Origin of the sequence: Maricaulis salignorans, assembly GCF_900103475.1 — a bacterium.
Taxonomy (GTDB): Bacteria; Pseudomonadota; Alphaproteobacteria; order Caulobacterales; family Maricaulaceae; genus Maricaulis; species Maricaulis salignorans.
In genome coordinates, this window is sequence record NZ_FNHG01000001.1 from 181,378 (window position 1) to 201,539 (window position 20,162).

The window sequence follows — 20,162 nt, forward strand, 5'->3', positions numbered from 1 at the left end:
AGTAGGTTATAAAAATCGACTACTCTCCGCTATCAGGCGCGGGGTAAGGCGAGATCTTGTATAGGGGAGTTTCTACCATGCGACTTTTGACATCAGTTTCCAGCCTTGCCCTTTTGGCCGCCGTTTCGGCGATTGCAGTCACGCCATCGGCCGTGGCACAGGAGGCGGGGGCCTCAAATCCGGACCAGGCGGGCCGCCTCGACGTGGTTGTCGTGACGGCGCAGCGCCGGGCCGCAAGCGTTCAGGACGCCTCGCTGGCGATCAGCGCCTTCGACGGTGAAACGCTCGCCGAAGACCGGATTATGAGCCTTGAAGATGTTGCCAACCGGGTCACTTCCTTGTCGTTTACGGCAATCTCGCCGCTCGACACCGAGTTCAATATTCGCGGTATCACGAATACGCGCCTCGACTCGCCGTCTGCCGACCAATCCATCGGCATCTTTATCGATGACATCTATGCGGGGCGCTCCGGTCTCTTCAACTTCGACCTTTATGACATTGAGCGCGTCGAGGTCGTTCGCGGCCCTCAAGGTGTTCTCATGGGGCGGAATGTTGTTGGTGGTGCGATCAACGTTATCACCGCGGGCCCGGCGTTCGATCCGTCTTCCTCCCTCTCCATGTCCTTCGGCAATTACGATGAAACTGTGGCGCGCGGCCATGTGACCGGTCAGATAGCCGGCGACTTCGCCGGACGTCTCTCGGCCCAGTCGCGAAATCGTTCAGGGTATAATTATGACATCCTGCACAATCGCGATCTGGATGACCTGCGGTCCTTCCAGGCTCGCGCTCAGCTGCTGTGGGCTCCGGACGATTCACCATGGCAAGCCCGCCTGATTGCGGACTTCACCCAGGATGAAAGCAATGGCGGTCATCAGGTGGCAATCGATGGTCCTGACGCGGGGCAGGGTGCCTGGAGCTCGGCACGCGAAGCGATCGGCGTCATTCTTGGCCGGCCATTGAGCGTGCGTGAAAGCCTGCCGCAGCATCCGCTTTTCTTTGGCGACGCGACCGAGACGCCCCAGGGACTCGACCGGGAGGCCTTTGGTATCACGCTCCAGGTCGACCGTGAGATTGGCGATTTTGCTACCCTTAGCGCTGTCGTCGGCTATCGCAATGGCGACGCCGACAGCCTGTATGACCAGACCAGCATCGGGCCTGACAACGGTTATGGCGTGCTCTCGCCACTCCTGTTCGCGACGCCTGTGAACGAGTTCGAAAGCGCGACCCAGTTCTCGCAGGAAGTCCGCCTGGTCTCGACGCCTGGCGAGTCCAGTTTCGACTGGATCATCGGCGCCTACCATCAGCAGGATGATGTCCACAAGTATGACCGCTTCTGGGGCATTGTGCCGCTCGCCGCGCTCGACCTGATCTCCGGCGAGTCCCACTGGGACAATAATTCGCGCAATATTTCCTACGGCATGTTCGGGCAGCTGGGCTATTCCTTCAGTGACCAGCTGCGGGCTGTCGCCGGGGTGCGCTACTCCTACGACGAAAAAAGCGGCGACGTGCTCGCGACTGCGGTGTCGACCGGTGACCGCTTCAACCCGGGCGGCACGGTTCCACTGACGCCGCTTGCCGGCGGATTGACCGAGGGTCAGTCATTCTCGGCAGCCTATTCCGATGACTGGAATGAAATCACGCCACAGGTCACCGTTGAATACCGTCCCAATGACGACCTCATGTTCTACGCAACATGGTCGCGGGGCTATAAGGGCGGCGGCTTTGAAGACACGCCGTCAAACGCAATTGCGGCAACGATCAGCTATGATCCGGAAACCGTCACCAATATGGAATTCGGTGCGAAGATGGATCTCCTTGAAGGGCGCGCCCGGGTCAATCTCGCGGTGTTCTCGATGGATTATGCTGACCTTCAGGTCACCCAGACTGACACCAACTGTCTGTGCAATGTGACCGACAACGCAGCCGATGCAGAAATCCGGGGCATTGAAGTTGAATCCCAACTTCTGGTCACCGACGGGCTCCGGATCTTCGCAAACGCGACCTTCCTCGACACTGAATACATCGACTTCTCCGACTCGCTCGGCAATGTGAACGACGGAAACTTCCTGCAAAGAACGCCGGACTATCAATACAATGTCGGTTTCGATTACACGACCGACCTCGCCGGGATGTCGGATGCGCTTTCTTTCCGGGTCAACTACAACCACCGCGGCGAGATGTTCTGGGGGCCGAACAATGCCCAGTTTGAAGACCCCTATGGTCTTCTCGATGCCCGGGTGGCCTTCACGCCGAACGATGGTGACTGGCAGATTGCCTTGTGGGGGAGAAATCTGGCTGACACGGTGTATCGGACGACGGTCAATTACGCGATCAATGACGAAGTCTCCCGGCTTGGTGCTCCGCAGACCTTCGGCATCGAGTTCTCGATCCAACGCTAGCAGGCAGTATGTCTGACAGGTGGCGCCGGCTTGCACAGCCGGCGTCATCCATTCGGAGGGATGCTGTGCCCAACTTGCTTCAAATCCAGGCCTTGTCGCTTAGCTTCGGCGGTTTGCACGCTGTACGTGACGTCACCCTGGATGTCCGGTCAGATGAAATTCTCGGACTGATCGGGCCGAACGGGGCGGGCAAGACTTCGCTCATCAATTGTCTGAGTGGCCTGTACCGGCCAACCTCGGGCCAAATCCAGTTCGCCGGCCATGACCTGGCCCGGCAGGACGCCTGGCGAATCCGGCGTCTGGGTGTCTCGCGGACCTTCCAGAATATCTCCCTGATCTCCGAGCTTTCCGTGCTCGACAATGTCTTGGTGGGCGGCCACAGCGCTGGCGCTGCAGGATACTGGGCTTCCGTCATTACCTGGAGTAACCGGAAAGAACGCGCGCTCCGTGCCGATGCTATTGCCCTGTGCGAGCGCCTGGGGCTGGCTGACTGCCTCAACGAATTGCCATCCGAATTGCCCTACGGAACCCAGAAGCGAATTGAGCTGGCCCGCGCGCTGGTGCACCGGCCGGACCTGCTTCTTGCAGATGAACCGGCGGCGGGCCTCAGCCATGGCGAAGTCAACGAGTTTGGTGAATTGCTCCGCGATTTGCGCCAGGAAATGGGCCTGACCCTGATCCTCGTCGAACATCACATGGGGCTGATTAATGCGATCTGCGATCGGGTGGCAGTGATGGTCTCCGGCCGGCTTGTCGCACTGGGAACACCTGAAACTATCCGCAATGACGAGGCCGTGCGGGCCGCCTATCTTGGCGGCGCGGGAGAGGCGGCATGAAGCTGGTCGTTTCCGCTCTCAGCGCAGGCTACGGCAATAGCCGGGTTGTGCATGATATCACCCTGATGGTCGGGCCGGGCGAAATCGTCGCCCTGCTCGGGGCTAATGGTGCCGGCAAGACAACCATTCTCCGGGCGCTTTCGGGCATTATTCCACGGGCCGGCAGCATCCGACTCGACGACCGCGAGATGATCGACGTCTCGGCCCGCGATATCGTTCGCGCCGGTGTCGTTCATGTCCCTCAGGGGCGGGGCACATTCGGCGGACTGACGGTCGGGGAAAATCTCTCCGCCACGCAGACCGGTTCCGTGGTCCGAGAAGCCGAATTGCGTGACAAGGTCTGCAGGCTTTTCCCGATACTTCGCGAGCGCTGGACGCAGCCGGCCGGTGAGCTGAGCGGGGGCGAACAACAGATGCTCGCGGTTGCCCGGGCCCTGATGCTCGAGCCGCGGATATTGATGCTGGACGAGCCCTCGCTCGGCCTGGCCCCGCTCATCCGCATCGAGCTGTTCGAGACAATCCGCGCGATTGCAGCAGACGGCATTGGAGTGTTGCTGATCGAGCAGAATGCGGACCTCAGCCTCAAAATCGCCAGTCAGGCGCTGCTCCTGTCCCACGGCCGCGTCGTCGCTTCCGGGCGCCCGGACGAGATCGCAGGGTCAGGCATTATCGAGGAGGCCTATCTGAACCATGCCGGCTGAATTCCAGGTCTTCCTGCAACAGGTCGTCGATGGCATCGCCAACGGGTCGCTCTATGCGGCCATGGCGGTGGCCATCGTCCTCGCTCATCGCACCACCGGCGTGGTGAATTTCGCGCTCGGCGAAATGGCGCTCGTGTGCACATTTCTCGCGTGGCAGCTTGCCGCCTGGGGAGCGCCGCTGCCCGTCGCGATCATTGCCGCGCTGGTCTTTGCCTTCGTGCTGGGGGCCGGGATTGAACGGGTCCTGATGCGGCCCTTGCGCAACAAGCCACCGCTCGCTTCCGCCGTCGTGGCGCTGGGGGTCTTCCTTGTCCTCAACCAGGTCTGTGCGCTGATCTGGCCAGGGGCACAGCGCGAGTTTCCGGCGCTGGTGCCGGCGCTCAATCTTGAATTCGCCGGCGTGCGGATTGGCAGCGAGACGCTTCTCCTCATCGCGGTGCTCGCCGGGCAGGCAGCCTTGTTGTGGTGGTTCTTCCGGCATACCCGCCTGGGTCTGCGCATGCGGGCCGCATCGGATAATCCGGAATCGGCGGTCTATATCGGAATCGAGCCAAACCGTTTGTTCACGCTCGGCTGGGGCCTGTCCGCGATTTTCGCGGCCATGGCGGGGATCCTGCTTGCGCCGTCCATTCTGCTGACCACGGGAATGATGTTCCCGATCCTGATCTATGGCCTCTGCGCGGCGACGCTGGGAGGTCTGAACAATCCATTTGGTGCGATTGTCGGCGGGATACTCGTCGGGGTGACCGAAAACCTCGCCTCGACCTATCTCCCCTTCATCGGCAGTGACCTCAGGATCGCAGCGCCGCTCATCCTGGTCTTCATCGCGCTGCTGTTCCGGCCCCACGGCCTGTTCGGCACCGTCCAGGCGGAGCGCGTATGATGACGCTGAACAACAAGACTATTGCCATGCTTCTGGCCGCCGCTTTTCTTCTCGCGCTCGCGGCCCCCTGGTTGATCCCGCAATACCGGATTGATCGCCTCACCCTGGCACTGATCTACGGCGCCGCGACAATCGGCCTCGTCATCATCACCGGCCGGGCGGGGCAGCTCTCCATCGGGCATTCGGCCTTCTTCGGCATCGGGGCCTATACGACGGGAATCCTGCTCGTGCGCGACATCCTGCCCTTGCCGCTGGCGCTGTTGGCCGGCGCCCTCGCCGGCGGTGTGCTGGGTCTGGTGTTTGGCAAGCCGGCGCTGAAACTGCGCGGGTTTCAATTGGCGATCGTGACCGCGGCGCTGGCGATCGTCTTTCCGCTTATGCTGCCCCGGTTCTCGGACCTGACGGGTGGCCATGCCGGCCTGGCCATTCCGCCACAATTCGCGCCGGAAAGCTGGGGGCTGAGCTCTGTCAGCTGGATGTATATGGTTACCGTCGTGACCATCGCTATCCTCGTCTTTGTGGCCTGGGCGGTGACGCGCAACCGGCTCGGCCGGGCACTCGATGCGATCCGGCTCAGCGAGCTGACCGCCAGGTCGATGGGTATTGACGTCGCCGGCTACAAGCTCGCGGCCTTCACCGTTTCCGCCATCTGTGCGGGTTTGGCGGGAGGGCTCTATGCGGCGGCCATCGGCTTCATCGCGCCGGAGGCGTTTGGCCTTTTGATCAACCTGACCTTCCTGGCTGCACTGATGGTCGGTGGCAGCCGGGTCATCGCGGGGGCGTTGATCGGTGGACTGTTCGTGCAGCTGGTTCCGGAGTTGGCGGCTGGTCTAAGTCAGGCGTGGACACAACTTCTGTTCGGTGCAATTTTGATTGCGGTTGTATTTTTCCTGCCGGGTGGCCTTGTCTCCCTGATTCCGATCATGCAGCGCAAGGTTTCACGTCCGGCCAAAACTGCGGCCACTACCAGTGCCGACACAACGGATTGCGATTGATGAATAAGCCAGTGACCAAGAATGCAGTCAGTGATGATCAATCCGCCAAACCCGCGGCAACGTCCCGGACGCGGGCTCGGCCCAATCGCAATGAGGAAGGGCGGCTCGAGATTCTGCTCGCTGCGACCGAGGCCTTCATGCGGCTGGGATATGCCCGTGCCTCGATTGATGAAATCGCCGACCAACTAAATGCGACCAAGGGGCGTATTTACCATTACTACCGCAAGAAATCGGATATCTTGATTGATATTCACCGGCATGTTCTTGACCTGATGTTGACCCAGGTCGCGCCGCTCGCCCGGATCGAGGGCAGCGCCAGCGAGGCCATTCGGGCGATGTCATTTCGCCATGCCATGGTGATCATGGAAAACCTGGCGCTGACCCGGGTCGCCTTGCTGTCGACGACCGACCTTCTGGTCAACGAGAAGCGTGAGCGTTTCGTGGATGAAATCAGCAATGCCAGGTCAGACTATGAGGGCCTGTTCCGGACCGTCATCGAGGCCGGCATGGCCAGCGGTGAGTTCCGGACGGTCAATCCGGGGCTTTTGACCAAGACGCTGCTGGGCTCGCTGAACTGGACCATCATGTGGTATGTCGAGCGCGGCCAGTCATCGGCCGATACGCGAGAGGAAATTGCCGACGTCATCGCCGATTTCATCCTTCACGGGGTGTCGAAATAGGCCAGGGCCCGTTCGCGCAGCTCCCCTTTTTTGACCTTTGTGCCATTGGCGCCGACCGTCACAGGAATAGCGTCAGTCAGGACGATCCTGTCCGGGATCTTGAAGCCGGCAATCCGCGATTTGCAGAAGGCCTTCAATGTCGGCTCGTCCAAGCCGGGAGAGGATACGCGCACGAAGGCGACGGCAACGTCGCCGCGCGATGGCAGACTGACCCCCACGACATGGACTTCTTCAACGTCCGGATGGGTGCCGATATGGTGTTCGATCTCGGCCGGGTCGATCAGATTGCCGCGTAGCCGCAAGGCGTCACCCAGGCGTGAAATGAAGACGAGTCCGCCGGGCGTCGTGTAGCCAAGATCCCCCGTCCGGTACCATCCGTCCGGCGTCATCGCTGCAGTGCTCGCTGGGCTGTCATTGCGGTAGCCCAGCATGATGCATGCACCTGTCAACTGGAGCTCGCCGCGTTCGCCGTGGGGCAGGTTGCTTCCATCCGGCGACACGGCCCTGGCCTGGGTCATGTCATCGAGATAGGGACCGCCAGCCAGCAGGCGCTCCGGTTCGGGAGCATTGGGAGCGGCACCGGCCACGAAGGCCAGAGCTTCGGACGATCCATAGGCCTGTGCCGCCTGGACCTGCACCGCACCGCTTGTTGCGATCATCCTGATGGTTTCTGCCGCCGGGCTCCCGGTGAAAGCTCCGAAATAGCAGCTGCGCCAATACGGTAATTGCTCGCCCTGGAATGTCGGCGCGTTGAGAATTTCGCGAACCAGATTGTCGCCGCCATGCACATGCGCGATCTGATAGTCGTGCATGGCTTCGGCCGCGCGGCTGGCGGAGAAGACCGGCAGGAAGACACAACTCGCGCCGCGCATCAGGGCGGCGAGTGATATGCCTAGCCCCCAGACGCCGCAAAGTGGCAAGGCGCATAACACCGCATCGCCGGAATTGATGCCGAACCGTTGTGCGGCGGCACTGAAGCGGATGACCAGCGAGGACTGTCGGTGCATCGCCAGTTTTGGCGCGCCGGTCGAACCGGATGTGGAGAAGCAGTTGAGTGCCAGATCGCCGCCAGCGGCCCTGGGTATCCCGGCCTCGGCCCCACTCGCGATTTGCGCGTCGATATCGATCCGCAGGACGTGATCGAGACCGGGCAGGGGAGAAGCCAGGGCTTCGCCCAGAAGCGCGTCGAAATCGACCATGCCGCTGGCCTCTGGAGCGACGAGGCAGCGAAGCCCGGCCCGTTCAAGCAGGGCGCGTGCATCATTGCCGCGAAGGCGCGGGTTTACCGGAACAACCAGCAGGCCGAGCGTCGATGCTGCCAGCTCGATCGCGAGCCAGGGGGCACAATTGGGAAGCCAAAGTCCGATTGCGTCGCCGGCCTCGAGGCCGAGATCGCTCAGTCTCTGTGTCCACGCCCCGGCTTCCGAGAGGAGCTGGCCATAGCTCCAGCGCGTCTCCCCGTCCGTCCCGACGGTGACCACTGCGGTCTGTGATCCCGGGATCGCGGAGATCCGGTCGAGAAGGCGAGGAGATGCGGTCTTGGTCATCAATAGGAGCGTGGCAGGCCCAGCACATGTTGCGAGATATAATTCAATGCCATCTCCTGGCTGATCGGCGCAATCCGCATCAGCCGCGATTCCCGGAAATAACGTTCGACATCATATTCCTTGGCATAGCCATAGCCGCCATGGGTCTGCACGGCGCGGTCGGCGGCGAAGAAAGCCGCGTCGGCACAGAGCACCTTCGCCATGTTGGCTTCGCCGCCACACGGTTCGCCACGATCATAGAGCCAGGCGGCTTTGCGGGCGAGCAATTCAGCGGACTGGAGCTGCGCATGCGCCATGGCCAGCGGGTGCTGGATCGCCTGGTTGGCCCCGATCGGCCGGTCGAAGATCACGCGTTCATTGGCATAGCTGATGGCGCGCTTCAGCGCGACATAGCCGATGCCGATGGACTCGTGGGCCAGCAGGATGCGTTCCGGATTCAAGCCGTCGAGCAGATAGCGGAATCCCTTGCCTTCCTCGCCGATCAGTGCGGATTTCGGTACGTGCAGGTCGTCGATGAAGACCTCATTGGTCTTCACCGCATTGCGGCCCATTTTCGGGATCGGCTTGATGTCGATTTTCGAGCGGTCAATGTCGATCAGGAAGAGGGAGATGCCGTCGGTGGACTTGGCGCATTCCTCACGCGGTGTCGTGCGTGTCACCAGCACCATTTTCTGTGATTCGAGGGCCTTGGTAATCCACACCTTGCGGCCATTGATGACGTAGCCATCATTGGTCTTGCGCGCGAAAGTCTTGATCCGCGAGGTGTCGGTTCCGGCATCAGGTTCGGTGACCGCAAAACAAACATGCAGCTTGCCGGTCGCGACCTGTGGCAGGAGGGATTGGCGCAATTCTTCCGAGCCGTGTTTCGCAATGACATTGACGCCGAAAATACTCAGATGCATCGGCGTGCAGCCATTCATTGCGGCGCCCGATGCTGCGACTTCCTGCAGCAGGATGGCGGCTTCACTGATGCCTAGTCCGGATCCGCCATATTCTTCAGGGATGGCAATTCCGATCCAGCCGGCCTCGGCGAAGGCGTTGTAGAAATCCCAGGGGAAAGTCTCGGACTCGTCGCATTTGCGCCAGTATTCATCGCCGAATTTTCCGGCCAGACTGCGCACGGCGCGCTGGACATCCTGCTGCGTTTCGCTCAACTCGAAATTCATCACATACCTCGGATTTGAATAGTTCAGTCGCCGACAAACATCTTCTGCAGCGTGTCAGGATCGAGTGGCCCGCTGGGGGCGCTCTTGTCGCCCGACACGATCTCCTCCCACCGCGCGTCCAGATCGGCCGGGCCAGGGCGGCCCTCGAAGTGAACGCCGGGCGAGAGTGAAATATGGGCGGAGGAGAACCAGCCGCCGCCGGCGACGATAATGGCGCCGGTTGTCGTGAGCGCGTCTGAGGCCAGTTTGGTCACGGCGGGCGCAACCTCGTCGGGCGACAGTTTCGCTGCAAGTTCGGGGCTCAGGAGGGCTTCAGTCATCGGTGTCGTCGCAATGGGCGCGAGGGAATTGACCAGGATATTCTTCCGTTGCCCCTCGATGGCGAGAACAGTGCCGAGCCCGATAATGCCCATCTTCGCGGCCGCGTAGGACGACTGCGCAAAATTTCCCCAAAGCCCGGAGGGTGAGCTCACGAGGATGATGCGGCCGCGCTGTTGTTCGAGCATGTGCGGCCAGGCGGCATGGCACAGATAATGGGTGCCGGTGAGGTGAACGCTGGTGACGGCCTCCCACTCTTCATCGGTCGACTTGCCGTAGGATTTGTTGCGCTCGATGCCGGCATTGCTGACCAGGATGTCTATGCTGCCGAAATGCTCGATCGCATCGCGAACCATGGCCTGGGCGCCGTCACGCTCGCTGACGCTATCCGTGTTGGCAACGGCTTTACCGCCGGCCGCCTGGATCTCGGCACAGACGGCCTCGGCGGTCGGGCGTCCATCGGGCCCGCGGCCAATATCATTGACGACGATGTTCGCACCCGCGCGCGACAGGGCGAGCGCATAACTGCGGCCCAGCCCCTGGCCGGCGCCGGTGATGATGGCGGTGCGTCCGTTCAATTCATGCGTCATTCGCCGCGCTCCTGCCGGTGAAGTGGCCAATAATCCGTTCAAGGAAGCTCGCCGCCGTGACGCCATCAATGATGCGGTGATCGCTGGCGAGCGTCAGATAGGCGGTCTTGCGGGCCACTACGGCGTCATTGATCACGAAGGGCCGTTTCTTGATGCTGCCCATGAAAAGCAGCGCGGTCTGGCGCTGATTGATGACCGGGAAACCGCTGTCGACATCAAATTTGCCGAGATTGGATACCGTCATCACAGCGCCGTCGAATTCGTCCGGTGCCAGCTTCCAGGCGCGGGCCCGGTCCGCCTTTTCGCGCAGGGCTGCGGCCATCGCGTAGATGTCATGGGTGTGCGCATCTCGGAGAACCGGCGTCATCAGCCCGTTGTCGGTGGCGATGGCGACGGCGAGATTGACTCCGTCACATTGCCTGATCGCCTTGCCGTCGAACAGGACGTTGAAGCGGGGATCCTCGGACAGGGCCCGGGTGACAGCATGGACCAGAAGGTCGTTGATCGTCACCCGCGGCGCATCGACCGGGGCCGCCTTGCGGCAGGCATCAAGCCGGTCAAGAACGGGCTCGGCATCGATCTGGGTGACTTCCGCAAAATGGGGAATCTCGTCCCAGCTCCGCTTCATCGCACCGGCCATCGCCCGCTGGATGCCGGTCAGCCTGGTCCCCTCATCGCTCATCAGGCTTCTTCCGCACGGGCGATCACGGTGCCAACCGGCACGATTTCGTTTTCCGCGACGACGATCTCGACCAGCTTGCCGGAGCGGGTCGCCTCGACTTCGGTGCGGGCCTTCTCGGTCTCGCACTCATAGAGGACATCGCCCTCCTTGAAGCTGTCTCCGACGGCGATCAGCCATTCGGCGACCTCGCCCTCTTCCATGGTCTGGCCCAGCTTCGTCAGCTTGATCTCAAACATCTATTCGACCTCTTTATTGGGTGGATGACTTGCCGGTCGCGGCCAATTTGCGTGCCGCGGCCAAAATGTGTTCCAGGTGCGGAACGATGAAGCGTTCCAGTTCCAGATTTTGCGGGACGTAAGTGTCAGCCCCGGCGACCCGGGCGGGCGGCGCCAATAGTTTGTCGAAACGGGTCTCGACGATCTGGGCGATCAGTTCACCGGCAAGTCCGCCCGTGACCGGGCCCTCATGGGTGACCAGCACCCGCCCGATCCGGTCGACAGAGTTAAAGATGGTCGCCGTGTCCAGCGGGCGTACGCCGCGCGGGTCGATCACTTCAGCGCTGATCCCCTCTTCGGCCAGCGCTTCGGCGGCTTTCAACGCGACCGCGACCATGCTCGACCAGGCGATAATGGTCAGGTCAGTGCCGTTGCGAATGGTCGAGGCCTTCCCGATCGGATCGACTTCCACCTCGTCCGGGACCGGGCCGCGGCGATTGTAGAGCGCCTTGTTTTCAAGGAAGAGCACAGGGTCATCATCACGGATCGCTGCCTTCAACATCGACTTCGCGTCGGCGGGCGTTGAGGGCATCAGGGTTTTCAGTCCGAACGCGTTCCAGAAGTATTGGCCGAAAGACTGTGAATGCTCGGGCCCCAGCCCCCCGAACATGCCTTCGGCGGCCCGGATCACAAGCGGGACGCTCTGACGGTTGCCGTGCATGTAGCGCCATTTCGCGGCCTTGTTCAGGATCTCGTCCATAGCGACCAGGGCGAAGTCGGCATATTGCAGCTCGACCACGGGGCGTGCCCCGGCGAGTGCTGCGCCGACGCCGCCGCCCACGATGAGCGTCTCGGAAATCGGCGTGTCAAAGACCCGCTTCGGGCCGAACTTGTCCTGCAAACCCTTGCTGACAGCAAACACGCCGCCAAATTTCGCAACGTCCTGACCCATCAGGAAAACGCGCTCATCGCGCTCCATTTCCTCGACGAGGGCTTCATTCAACGCCGCCCGGTAGCTGATTATCCGTTCGCTCACGACATGTCCCCCGCCAGCAGGCCTTGATAGATTTGCGCTTCTCCGGCCTTGGCATGCGACATGGCCGTCGCAACAGCGGCTTCCAGATGGGCGCGTTCTTCCTGGCGGATCGCCTCGAGCCGGTCTTCTCCAACTCCGCGGGCCGCCAGTCTTTCCTGAACCAGGATTTGCGGATCCTTGAGCTTCGCTGCCGCGATCTCATCCTTGCTGCGGTAATTTTGCGGATCGCCTTCGTAATGGCCGCGAATTCGGAAGGTCTTGGCTTCGATCAGGGTTGGTCCGCAGCCGGACCGAGCCCGTTCAACGGCCTCCTTCACAGCGCCGTAGACCGCCTCGACATCCTGCCCGTCAACAATGGCCGACGGCATGTCATAGGCCTGTGCCCGCTGGGCCACGTCCTCGATACAGGTCGCCTCGCGATGGGGGACTGATACCGAATAGCCATTATTCTCGCAGAGCCAGATCATCGGGAGCTTCCAGAGCGCCGCGGCATTGGCAGCCTCATGGAATGTCCCGCGATTGGCTGAGCCTTCGCCGAAGAGGTGGATCGAGACGCGGTCATCACCCAGTTTGGCGGCACCGAGGGCCGCGCCGGCGCTGAGCACGAAGCCGCCGCCGAGTGTGCCGCTTGAACCCATCACGCCAAATTTCGGGTCCACAGCGTGCACAATGCCGGCGCCCAGCCCGCCGGTCGCGCCGCCGATACGGCCGAGGAAGTCGCCGATCAACTCGTCCAGCAAGATGCCCTTGGCGAGAATCTGCGCAACCCCGCGGTGGCTGTAGAAGAGCATGTCGTCATCACGCAGCGCCGCGCAGGCGCCAATGCCAATCGCTTCCTGGCCGCGGCCGGAGTGGAGCAAGACACGGGAATCGCCAGCCTCGATGAAGCGCAGGAGGCGCTGCTCGGCCAGAATGGAGCGCTCCATGATGCGGAAGGCGTGAAGTAGCTGGTCGACTGTCATTTCCATTGCGTAGGGCCTGTCTTGGAAATTGCGTATCTGGCCACACTAACGGCCTGCAGTGAGATCACACAAGATGTGTTGACCTACCGAGTAGTATGTGACGAATATGGTTGTCAAGCGCCGGGTCGGCTCGGTGCAGTCAAAACACAGTGGGGGCGCATTTCCATGCTCAAAACAACACCGACACCCGAAACTGACGCTGAGCTTCGTGAGCGAGTTGACCGGCTCTGCGCGGAACGCTTTATGCCGATTGTAAACGGCTGGAAGGATCACGGGCGTACGTGCCGCCCGCTGATCGAGGCGATCGCCGAGGAGGGACTGTTCGGCCTGACCTTGCCGGCAGAGTATGGCGGGGCGGGCAGGGTTGAACGCTATTCCGCGATCCTGTGCCTGTTGCGCGAACGCTTTGGCTATCATGACGCACTGATTGATACGCAATTCGCCATTCAAGGTCTTGGAACCAACGCCATCCTGCGTATGGGAACCGATGATCAGCGTGATCGCTATCTCCCGGGGCTCGTCGAGGGCAAGACGCTCTTCTCCTTCGCCCTGACCGAACCCCATAGTGGATCCGATGTTCTGGGAATGCGGACCAGGGCCCGCCGCGATGGCGATGGCTGGGTCCTCAACGGCTCGAAAATGTTCATCTCCGGTGCGCCGGACTCCGATGTCTACATCACCTTCGCCCGCACGGGCGATGATGACAAACGCTCTGTGACCGCCTTCCTGATGGAGACGGGAATGCCCGGCTTCACGGCGCGCGGCGGCATCGCGCTGCAGGCGCCCCACGCGATCGGCTACCTGGATTTCGATGAATGCCGCATTCCCGACAGCCAGCGGCTCGGCGAAGTCGGTCAGGGCCTCAGAGCGGCCCTTGGCACGCTTGAAATCTTCCGCCCGTCAGTCGGCTCTGCAACCCTCGGCATGGCGCGCCGTGCGCTGGATCTGGCGCTCGCGTTCAGTACCAGTCGTGAGGCCTTTGGCGGCCATCTCAGCGATCTCGACGGCATCCGGCTGAAGCTCGGTATTATGGCCGCGATGGTAGAAGGCGGCGCGGCCCTGGTCGACCGTGCAGCCAATCTGCGCGACTCCGGGCAAAGCACGATTGTCGAAGGTGCTGTGTCCAAAGCTTTTGCCACGGAATCTGCGGTTGAGGTGATCTACCAATCCCAACAGATCCATGGTGGCCGTGGCGTGATCGTCGGCGAGGAAATCGAGATGATTTCCCGCGCTGTGCGCCCGACCACGATCTATGAGGGTGCCTCCGAGGTGCAGCGTTCCATTATCGGTCGCGCCGAAGCCAAACGGGTCAAGGCCGGCGGGGCGCGTCCCGCGATTGCACTCAACACGGCACCGGCTGACCTTCGCGCCCTGCTCGAGGTCTTGCGCACCACCTATGAGAGCTGGATTGGCGCTGCCGGCGAGGCGATCGACACGCCGGCCTTCCATGTCCGGCTGGCCGAAACCGCTATGGCGGTCGAGGCGGCGGAAACCTGCCCGGCCGGTCACGCCCGTTACATTCTTGCGCTGTCAGCGGCCCGGGTCCTGTCGGGCAATATCGCCCGCACCGGTGGAACAACGGACTGTGCCCCGGTTACCCGTGCCGTCCGTGCGATCGAGCGAGGCGAGGACGCATTTGCGCTCGCCATCGCCGAGCAGTTGATTGATGGTTGATCGGATGACCACGCGCACCGCAAATGGCTGGACACGCCGGGCCGCCCTGATCGGCTCGGCCGCAACGCTGGCGGCTTGCGGGGCGCCCGGTGGTGATGTCGGAGGTGGCGCCAATGGCATCACTGACGACACGATCCGCCTCGGTCAGAGCTGGCCGACCTCCGGGGCTGCGGCAGCAGTTTTCGGCCCGATGCTCGATGCCATCCGCGCATGGCAGCAGCACCTCAACGATACCGAGGGCGGGGTGATGATGACTGATGGCAGGCTGCGCCGGATCGATCTGCGCACGGCCGATGATGGTCTCGATCCGAGCCGGGCGATCCAGAATGCCCGCTATCTGGTCGAACGCGAAAATGTCTTTGCCATGATCAGCCCGGCGGGGACGGCCAATTCCACCGCGATCTCGACCTATACCGAGCGCGCCAGCATCCCCTTGCTCTATGTCCTGTCCGGTGCCCGGCACTGGACTGACACGGCGCGCTTTCGCTGGTCGGTCGGATTGCAGCCATCGAGCGCCGTCGAAGGCCGTATCTGGGCGCGTTGGCTCGCCCGTAATCACCCGGGAGCCCGTATCGGTCTCCTGCGCGACAATACCGATTTTGGCCATGACCTTGAGTATGGCTTGCAGGCAGAAATTGATGCGGGCGCGTTGCCTGTGACCATCGCCGGCATCCAGGGTTATCAGCCGACCGACACAACATTGGCATCGCAGATTACCAATCTGAGGGCAGCGGGCTCCAATGTCTTCTTCAACGGAGCCACCCCGCAATTTGCCGCGCTGGGCTACAAGGCGCTGGTGCGCTCCGGTTGGGAACCTGAACTCAACCTGCTGACCAATGCGTCGCCCGATCCGACAACAGTGATTGAGCCGGCCGGCTATGACGCCCTGCAGGGCGTGCGCTGCCTGCTCTTCCTGAAGGACCCGGCCGACCCGCAATTCATCGATAGTCCCGATGTTGTTCTGTGGCGTGAAGTGATGGAGCGCTATTCCCCGCGCACGCCCCGGAACCAGTTGACCTTCTGGGCTTCAAGCTTGCTTCAGGCGACGGTAGAGACCTTGCGGGCCGCCGAAGCTCCGACGCGTCGCGCGGTGATGGATGCCGCCCACACGCTTGATGCGACACTGCCGGCGCTGGCTCCGGGGATCCGGATCCGCAACACGCCGCAAACCAACCGGCCGATCAGCCAGTTCGCACTGGGACAACTCAGGGGCGAGCATTTCCAGGTGGATGGCGAAGTGATTGGCCTTGATGACTGACCAGAAAATGAGGACGAGATGAGCGGGCTTTGGTTTGAACAGTTTACCGTGGGGCAGACATTCCACCACGCCTTGCGGCGTACCGTGACGGAGGCCGACAATATGTTGTTCTCCAACATGACCCTGAATGTCCAGCCGCTGCATATCGATTTCGAATTCGCGAAAGGGACCGAGTTCGGCCGCCCGCTGGTCAATTCACTGTTCACTCTAGGTCTGATGATCGGCATCACCGTGAACGACACAACGCTCGGCACGACGGTTGCCAATCTGGGCATGTCGAATGTGGGCTTTCCCAAGCCAGTTTTTCACGGCGACACGATCCATGTCGTGACCCATGTCACGTCGACGCGCGCCAGCGCGTCGCGGCCGCACCAGGGCATTATCGGCTTCCGCCATGAAGCCTTCAATCAGCGTGACGAATTGGTGGCCGTGTGCGATCGCACCGCCCTGATGCACCGCAAGCCGGAAACCGAAGCGGCATGATCCGCTCCATGCTCTTCGCCCCGGCGAACCGGCCGGATCTGATCGCAAAGTTTGAGCGCATTCCGGCCGATGCCTTTGTGCTGGACCTAGAAGACGGAACGCCGCCAGGCGAACGGGCCGCCGCAAGGGCCGGTCTGCCCGAATTGTATCGCGCCGCCCGCGATGCCAAGCCCGGGGCATTGGTGATGGTCAGGGTCAACCCGATCGGCAGTGCGGATTTCGAGGCCGATTGCCAGGCCCTGTCGGCGGCCGGTACCGAGTATGCTGTCCTGCCCAAGGTGGAGAATGAAGCCCAGGTCGCGCGACTTCATCGCCACGCGCCCTTCATTGTCGTCGGTATTGAAACACCGCTTGGTGTGTTGCGTGCGCCCGAAATCGCCGCTGCTGCCGGTGTGATGGCCCTGTATTTCGGAGCCGAGGACCTCGTCGCCGAAATGGACGGGCTTCGCACGGACGATAACCGGGAAGTGCTCCACGCCCGCTCCCATGTCGCCCTGGCCGCCAAGGCGCATAAGGTGCAGGCGCTTGATCTGGTGACCATCGCGGTGCGGGACGGGGAACAATTTGATCGCGACGTGCAGCAGGGCCGCGAGATCGGCTATTCGGGCAAGATGTGCATCGCGCCGGGCCAGGTCGCCCAGGCCAATGCGGCTTATCAGCCCACAGAAAGTCAGATCGACTTCGCTCGTCGTGTCGTCGCTGCGGCCGAGGCCGGCGCGCGCGATGGCAAGGGCGTGATCTCGGTCGACGGCCGGATGATCGATACGCCACTCGTCCGCCAGGCCCAATCCATCCTGTCCACATTTCGGGGTCAAGATGTCTGAAGCGAGCCGGCTGGACATCGATTTCACGGACTATATCCGCCCCGGCGACCGGGTGTTCATCAGTGAGGCTGCCGGCAGCCCGGTTGCGCTGGTCGACGCCTTGATCGAGCAGCGCCACGCCCTCGGCGGTGTGACGGTCTTCCTCGGATATGACATCCACAGCCGCTTCACCGCCGAACATGCTGACGTGCTTCGATTTGAAAGTTATGGCGCACTGGGCGGCACGGGCGCGCTGTCGAAAGCCGGTTGTCTCGAGGTCTTGCCGGTCAGCCTGGCGCAAATGTCGAACGCCATTCTGGCCGGACAATTCCGCTGTGATGTCGCCCTGCTGTCCGGAGCACTCCGCGATGGCGTGTACGGTTTTGGCCTGTCCTGCATGCTGATGGGCGCCGCGGCCGCGACGGCCCGGCATGTGATCATTGAATGTAATGCCGCCATGCCGGCCAGTGGCGGGGCCATTATTTCACGGGATCGCGTTAGCCGGGTGGTGGAGAGCGATTACCCCATTCTGGAAGTCGCCGGCCGTCCCAGTGATGTGGCCCAGCAAATTGCCGAGCATGCCGCGGCCTACATTGGCGATGGCGCGACCTTGCAACTTGGTATCGGCGCGATTGCCGATGCCATTCCGAGCCGCCTGCTTGACCGTCGCGATCTTGGTCTTCACTCCGGGATGATCGGGGACAGCCTGGTCGAGTTGGCGCAGGCGGGGGTGCTGACCAATGCCCGCAAATCAATGCGGCCCGGCATTGGCGTCGCGTCGATGGCGGTCGGAACCCGCAAGACCTACGATTTTGTCCACCAGAATCCAGACTTGGAAATTCATCCTGTTGCGGTGACGCATGGTGAGGCGCAGTTTCAGAAGAGACTGGTCTCGATCAATGGTGCGATGGAAGTCGGCCTGACGGGCGAGGTGAATGCCGAAACCGCCGGTCGGCACTATTTGGGCGCGGTTGGCGGTCAGCCGGATTTCGTCCGAGCCGCGCAGATTGCGCAAGGTGGGCGGTCGATCATCGCGCTGGCATCAAGGCGCAAGGATGGTGGAAGCCGCATTGTCGCCGGCCCACTGGCCAATGTCACGACGACGCGCGGTGATGTCGACATCATCATCACCGAATACGGGGCCGCTGAACTGCGCGGACAGCCGCTTGCCGAGCGCGTCAGGCGCCTGGTCAACATTGCACATCCCGACCATCGAGAGGCGCTTGAGAGTGGGTTCAGAGGAGTTTGACCTTGAGCCTTGATTCCATCTCAGCATCCTGCCTGCATGCGGGATCCCGACAAAAACTGACTGGGGCGGACACAGTTTACCTCGAAAGGGGCGGGGACACATAGTGAATGGCGACGGGCCCCTATCCAGAGACCGGTTCGCGTTTCTATGAATGCACCGCCGATGGCGCTCTATTCGGTGCTGGCGAGGCTGCGGACGCTCGCCATCAGCGTCCGTCCGATCGCCCGGTCACCGGTAACGGTGCACAGAGTCCCATCGGTCGCCCGGTGATAGATGACGGTGTCGCTGGTCACATCATAGACCGCGCTTGCCGCTTGAAAGAAATCAGCTGCCGCAGCGTCAAGCGCCTGACGGTCTGCGTCCGGCATTTGCGCGATGGAGAATTCGAGGTTCTCGCTACGCCCTTCGACGAGGCTGGAAATGCGGACTATGCCGTCAGGGCCGCGTTCAAGCAGCGTCTGGCCAGGTTCAAGCAAGCTGGCGGGGTGTTCACTGAAACAGGCCTGCGAGGTGGCAAGATGGTCCGCGTCAAAGGCCGCTACGGCATTATTGCCCGCCTCGGGCTGTGTGCATGCTGTGGTCAGGGTGAGTGCGAAAATCGCAAGCAGGGCTTTCATAATTCGCGACTCCAGGCAGCGATGTGCCGGGAGCTATATCGAGCGGCAGGCGGGGTGTGAAATGAAGGTTTTGTGTCGCTCGCGGCCGATCCTGCCTGCGCGAACGGGGCCAGCTTGAGCAGCGCAGCAAATCGCCATCGGCCAGAGCCGGGGCCCGGCCAAAACTCCCCGGGAAGCAGGCGTCAGCCGCCGCCGGGGAGTAGACCAATCTTGCGATAGCAATTTGGCGGACGGGTTAGCTGGTGGGTGTTGCCGCATCCTGCCGGGCGCGAAGGGCCTGTTCGGCCAGCCGGGCGGCGTGCAGCGCTGCGAGGCCGGGACTGTCAACCTGGGCGACGGCGGCCGCCAGAACTTCAGTTTCGCACTGCTCGCTCATCGCGCCGAGGTCAAACTGTTCGCAATACTGTCCGGTTTGCGTGACCAGACGTTCATAGGTTTCCAGGATTCCGGTCTCTGTCCGGAGTGTGGCCTGATCGGTCTGGAAGGTGAAGACATTGGCGGACTGCGCCTGCACAGCAGGCGCGGCGCCCAGCAGCATGAAGACGGCGCCTGCGAGGGCGAACGGCCGGGTGGAATGCATCATGATAATTTGCTCCGTTTCATTGATCCAAACGTCCTGTTTGACATCTAACTGTCGCAATTCTAACGCGTCCGGGTACGGATGAAAAGATGCTCTGTACTATCATTCAAAGTTTGCTATATTTTGTTCTAATTCCACATGTTATGTATTTCAAAACAAGAATGCCAAATTTCCCGAAATAGCATAATTAGTGGCGAAATGAATATTCCAGATTTCGGGTAATTCCGAAATACTAGGAAAACTATCCTGCTTTTTAGTGCAGGTGCGCCAGTTGTCCACAGAGCGGCTTCCGGACCCGGTTGTGCCTGGTGCGGTCAGCGCATGACAGGCGGTCGTGAAGGCGCGATCGATTCGTCTTCCTGCCCGTGAAGCGCCCGGCGGCACCAAACGCAATGACACGTCACAAAAACTTCAAGCACGTCACTCATCCGGGCATCCCTCGGAGGCGCCCGGCTCTCGCGCCATTTCTGGACGCCCTTCTTCCGAAA

Annotated in this window: 20 protein-coding genes; 11 read left to right on the forward strand and 9 right to left on the reverse strand. The window is 61.8% G+C overall.

The features are described from left to right. The first annotated feature begins 77 nt into the window (after positions 1–77). The 6 genes from BLT42_RS00870 (at position 78) to BLT42_RS00895 (ending at position 6,494) form a co-directional block, all read left to right on the forward strand. Positions 78–2,399, forward strand: coding sequence for a TonB-dependent receptor (locus BLT42_RS00870; protein WP_091765324.1), 2,322 nt, complete (start codon positions 78–80; stop codon positions 2,397–2,399). A gap of 65 nt (positions 2,400–2,464) precedes the next feature. Continuing rightward, a complete protein-coding gene (locus BLT42_RS00875; RefSeq protein WP_233342238.1) occupies positions 2,465–3,235 on the forward strand; it encodes an ABC transporter ATP-binding protein in 771 nt (256 codons plus the stop codon). Continuing rightward, positions 3,232–3,936: an ABC transporter ATP-binding protein gene (locus tag BLT42_RS00880; protein WP_091765329.1), complete on the forward strand. Its 705-nt coding sequence runs from the start codon at positions 3,232–3,234 to the stop codon at positions 3,934–3,936. Before BLT42_RS00875 ends, BLT42_RS00880 begins: the two co-directional genes overlap by 4 nt. Then, positions 3,926–4,819: a branched-chain amino acid ABC transporter permease gene (locus tag BLT42_RS00885; protein ID WP_091765334.1), complete on the forward strand. Its 894-nt coding sequence runs from the start codon at positions 3,926–3,928 to the stop codon at positions 4,817–4,819. The genes BLT42_RS00880 and BLT42_RS00885 overlap by 11 nt, the downstream gene beginning before the upstream one ends. Continuing rightward, a complete protein-coding gene (locus BLT42_RS00890) occupies positions 4,816–5,814 on the forward strand; it encodes a branched-chain amino acid ABC transporter permease (protein WP_091765337.1) in 999 nt (332 codons plus the stop codon). Before BLT42_RS00885 ends, BLT42_RS00890 begins: the two co-directional genes overlap by 4 nt. Further along, the gene (locus BLT42_RS00895; protein ID WP_091765340.1) at positions 5,814–6,494 is read left to right on the forward strand and encodes a TetR/AcrR family transcriptional regulator; all 681 of its coding nucleotides are present in this window, start codon (positions 5,814–5,816) and stop codon (positions 6,492–6,494) included. Before BLT42_RS00890 ends, BLT42_RS00895 begins: the two co-directional genes overlap by 1 nt. Here the strand turns inward: BLT42_RS00895 and BLT42_RS00900 are convergent. The 7 genes from BLT42_RS00900 to BLT42_RS00930 are packed head-to-tail and all read right to left on the reverse strand — an operon-like array spanning position 6,476 to position 13,016. Then, a complete protein-coding gene (locus BLT42_RS00900) occupies positions 6,476–8,041 on the reverse strand; it encodes an AMP-binding protein (RefSeq protein ID WP_091765345.1) in 1,566 nt (521 codons plus the stop codon). The genes BLT42_RS00895 and BLT42_RS00900 overlap by 19 nt on opposite strands. After that, positions 8,041–9,207, reverse strand: coding sequence for an acyl-CoA dehydrogenase family protein (locus BLT42_RS00905; RefSeq protein ID WP_091765348.1), 1,167 nt, complete (start codon positions 9,205–9,207; stop codon positions 8,041–8,043). Before BLT42_RS00905 ends, BLT42_RS00900 begins: the two co-directional genes overlap by 1 nt. 23 nt (positions 9,208–9,230) lie before the next feature. Further along, positions 9,231–10,115: an SDR family NAD(P)-dependent oxidoreductase gene (locus tag BLT42_RS00910; protein WP_091765351.1), complete on the reverse strand. Its 885-nt coding sequence runs from the start codon at positions 10,113–10,115 to the stop codon at positions 9,231–9,233. After that, the gene (locus tag BLT42_RS00915; RefSeq protein WP_091765354.1) at positions 10,105–10,797 is read right to left on the reverse strand and encodes a 2-oxo acid dehydrogenase subunit E2; all 693 of its coding nucleotides are present in this window, start codon (positions 10,795–10,797) and stop codon (positions 10,105–10,107) included. The genes BLT42_RS00910 and BLT42_RS00915 overlap by 11 nt, the downstream gene beginning before the upstream one ends. Continuing rightward, positions 10,797–11,033 (reverse strand): biotin/lipoyl-containing protein, encoded by a 237-nt coding sequence (locus BLT42_RS00920; protein WP_091765356.1) that lies wholly within the window; start codon positions 11,031–11,033, stop codon positions 10,797–10,799. Before BLT42_RS00920 ends, BLT42_RS00915 begins: the two co-directional genes overlap by 1 nt. Positions 11,034–11,046: 13 nt before the next feature. Then, entirely contained in the window at positions 11,047–12,048 is a 1,002-nt protein-coding gene (locus BLT42_RS00925; RefSeq protein ID WP_091765359.1) for an alpha-ketoacid dehydrogenase subunit beta, read from the reverse strand. After that, positions 12,045–13,016, reverse strand: coding sequence for a thiamine pyrophosphate-dependent dehydrogenase E1 component subunit alpha (locus BLT42_RS00930; RefSeq protein WP_091765362.1), 972 nt, complete (start codon positions 13,014–13,016; stop codon positions 12,045–12,047). The genes BLT42_RS00925 and BLT42_RS00930 overlap by 4 nt, the downstream gene beginning before the upstream one ends. 159 nt (positions 13,017–13,175) lie before the next feature. On the opposite strand from BLT42_RS00930, the gene BLT42_RS00935 reads away from it, so the two are divergent. From BLT42_RS00935 to BLT42_RS00955, 5 genes are read left to right on the forward strand one after another with little or no spacing between them, the layout of a single operon-like run. Then, positions 13,176–14,684 carry an acyl-CoA dehydrogenase family protein gene (locus BLT42_RS00935; protein WP_091765365.1) on the forward strand — a complete coding sequence of 503 codons (1,509 nt, stop codon included), beginning with the start codon at positions 13,176–13,178 and terminating at the stop codon, positions 14,682–14,684. Positions 14,685–14,688: 4 nt separating this feature from the next. Next, entirely contained in the window at positions 14,689–15,942 is a 1,254-nt protein-coding gene (locus BLT42_RS00940) for an ABC transporter substrate-binding protein (RefSeq protein WP_233342240.1), read from the forward strand. Positions 15,943–15,960: 18 nt separating this feature from the next. Next, positions 15,961–16,425: a MaoC family dehydratase gene (locus tag BLT42_RS00945; protein WP_091765371.1), complete on the forward strand. Its 465-nt coding sequence runs from the start codon at positions 15,961–15,963 to the stop codon at positions 16,423–16,425. After that, the gene (locus BLT42_RS00950; protein ID WP_091765374.1) at positions 16,422–17,249 is read left to right on the forward strand and encodes an HpcH/HpaI aldolase/citrate lyase family protein; all 828 of its coding nucleotides are present in this window, start codon (positions 16,422–16,424) and stop codon (positions 17,247–17,249) included. The genes BLT42_RS00945 and BLT42_RS00950 overlap by 4 nt, the downstream gene beginning before the upstream one ends. Then, complete coding sequence (locus BLT42_RS00955; protein WP_091765376.1) at positions 17,242–18,477, forward strand: acetyl-CoA hydrolase/transferase family protein; 1,236 nt, start codon at positions 17,242–17,244, stop codon at positions 18,475–18,477. The genes BLT42_RS00950 and BLT42_RS00955 overlap by 8 nt, the downstream gene beginning before the upstream one ends. Before the next feature lie 170 nt (positions 18,478–18,647). Here BLT42_RS00955 and BLT42_RS00960 read toward each other — a convergent pair whose 3' ends face one another. Both BLT42_RS00960 and BLT42_RS00965 read right to left on the reverse strand, forming a co-directional pair. Further along, positions 18,648–19,094 (reverse strand): hypothetical protein, encoded by a 447-nt coding sequence (locus tag BLT42_RS00960; RefSeq protein ID WP_091765379.1) that lies wholly within the window; start codon positions 19,092–19,094, stop codon positions 18,648–18,650. A 235-nt stretch (positions 19,095–19,329) separates the two neighbouring features. Further along, positions 19,330–19,677 carry a UrcA family protein gene (locus BLT42_RS00965; protein ID WP_091765383.1) on the reverse strand — a complete coding sequence of 116 codons (348 nt, stop codon included), beginning with the start codon at positions 19,675–19,677 and terminating at the stop codon, positions 19,330–19,332. Positions 19,678–20,162: the final 485 nt, after the last annotated feature.

Excerpts from the sequence above, each read along its gene's own strand:
- BLT42_RS00880 (WP_091765329.1), top strand. The coding sequence starts at position 3,232 with ATGAAGCTGGTCGTTTCCGCTCTCAGCGCAGGCTACGGCAATAGCCGG.
- BLT42_RS00965 (WP_091765383.1), bottom strand. The coding sequence starts at position 19,677 with ATGATGCATTCCACCCGGCCGTTCGCCCTCGCAGGCGCCGTCTTCATG.
- BLT42_RS00960 (WP_091765379.1), bottom strand. The coding sequence starts at position 19,094 with ATGAAAGCCCTGCTTGCGATTTTCGCACTCACCCTGACCACAGCATGC.
- BLT42_RS00935 (WP_091765365.1), top strand. The coding sequence starts at position 13,176 with ATGCTCAAAACAACACCGACACCCGAAACTGACGCTGAGCTTCGTGAG.
- BLT42_RS00955 (WP_091765376.1), top strand. The coding sequence starts at position 17,242 with ATGTCTGAAGCGAGCCGGCTGGACATCGATTTCACGGACTATATCCGC.
- BLT42_RS00950 (WP_091765374.1), top strand. The coding sequence starts at position 16,422 with ATGATCCGCTCCATGCTCTTCGCCCCGGCGAACCGGCCGGATCTGATC.
- BLT42_RS00905 (WP_091765348.1), bottom strand. The coding sequence starts at position 9,207 with ATGAATTTCGAGTTGAGCGAAACGCAGCAGGATGTCCAGCGCGCCGTG.
- BLT42_RS00945 (WP_091765371.1), top strand. The coding sequence starts at position 15,961 with ATGAGCGGGCTTTGGTTTGAACAGTTTACCGTGGGGCAGACATTCCAC.
- BLT42_RS00900 (WP_091765345.1), bottom strand. The coding sequence starts at position 8,041 with ATGACCAAGACCGCATCTCCTCGCCTTCTCGACCGGATCTCCGCGATC.
- BLT42_RS00930 (WP_091765362.1), bottom strand. The coding sequence starts at position 13,016 with ATGGAAATGACAGTCGACCAGCTACTTCACGCCTTCCGCATCATGGAG.
- BLT42_RS00920 (WP_091765356.1), bottom strand. The coding sequence starts at position 11,033 with ATGTTTGAGATCAAGCTGACGAAGCTGGGCCAGACCATGGAAGAGGGC.
- BLT42_RS00910 (WP_091765351.1), bottom strand. The coding sequence starts at position 10,115 with ATGACGCATGAATTGAACGGACGCACCGCCATCATCACCGGCGCCGGC.
- BLT42_RS00885 (WP_091765334.1), top strand. The coding sequence starts at position 3,926 with ATGCCGGCTGAATTCCAGGTCTTCCTGCAACAGGTCGTCGATGGCATC.
- BLT42_RS00890 (WP_091765337.1), top strand. The coding sequence starts at position 4,816 with ATGATGACGCTGAACAACAAGACTATTGCCATGCTTCTGGCCGCCGCT.
- BLT42_RS00940 (WP_233342240.1), top strand. The coding sequence starts at position 14,689 with ATGACCACGCGCACCGCAAATGGCTGGACACGCCGGGCCGCCCTGATC.
- BLT42_RS00915 (WP_091765354.1), bottom strand. The coding sequence starts at position 10,797 with ATGAGCGATGAGGGGACCAGGCTGACCGGCATCCAGCGGGCGATGGCC.
- BLT42_RS00895 (WP_091765340.1), top strand. The coding sequence starts at position 5,814 with ATGAATAAGCCAGTGACCAAGAATGCAGTCAGTGATGATCAATCCGCC.
- BLT42_RS00870 (WP_091765324.1), top strand. The coding sequence starts at position 78 with ATGCGACTTTTGACATCAGTTTCCAGCCTTGCCCTTTTGGCCGCCGTT.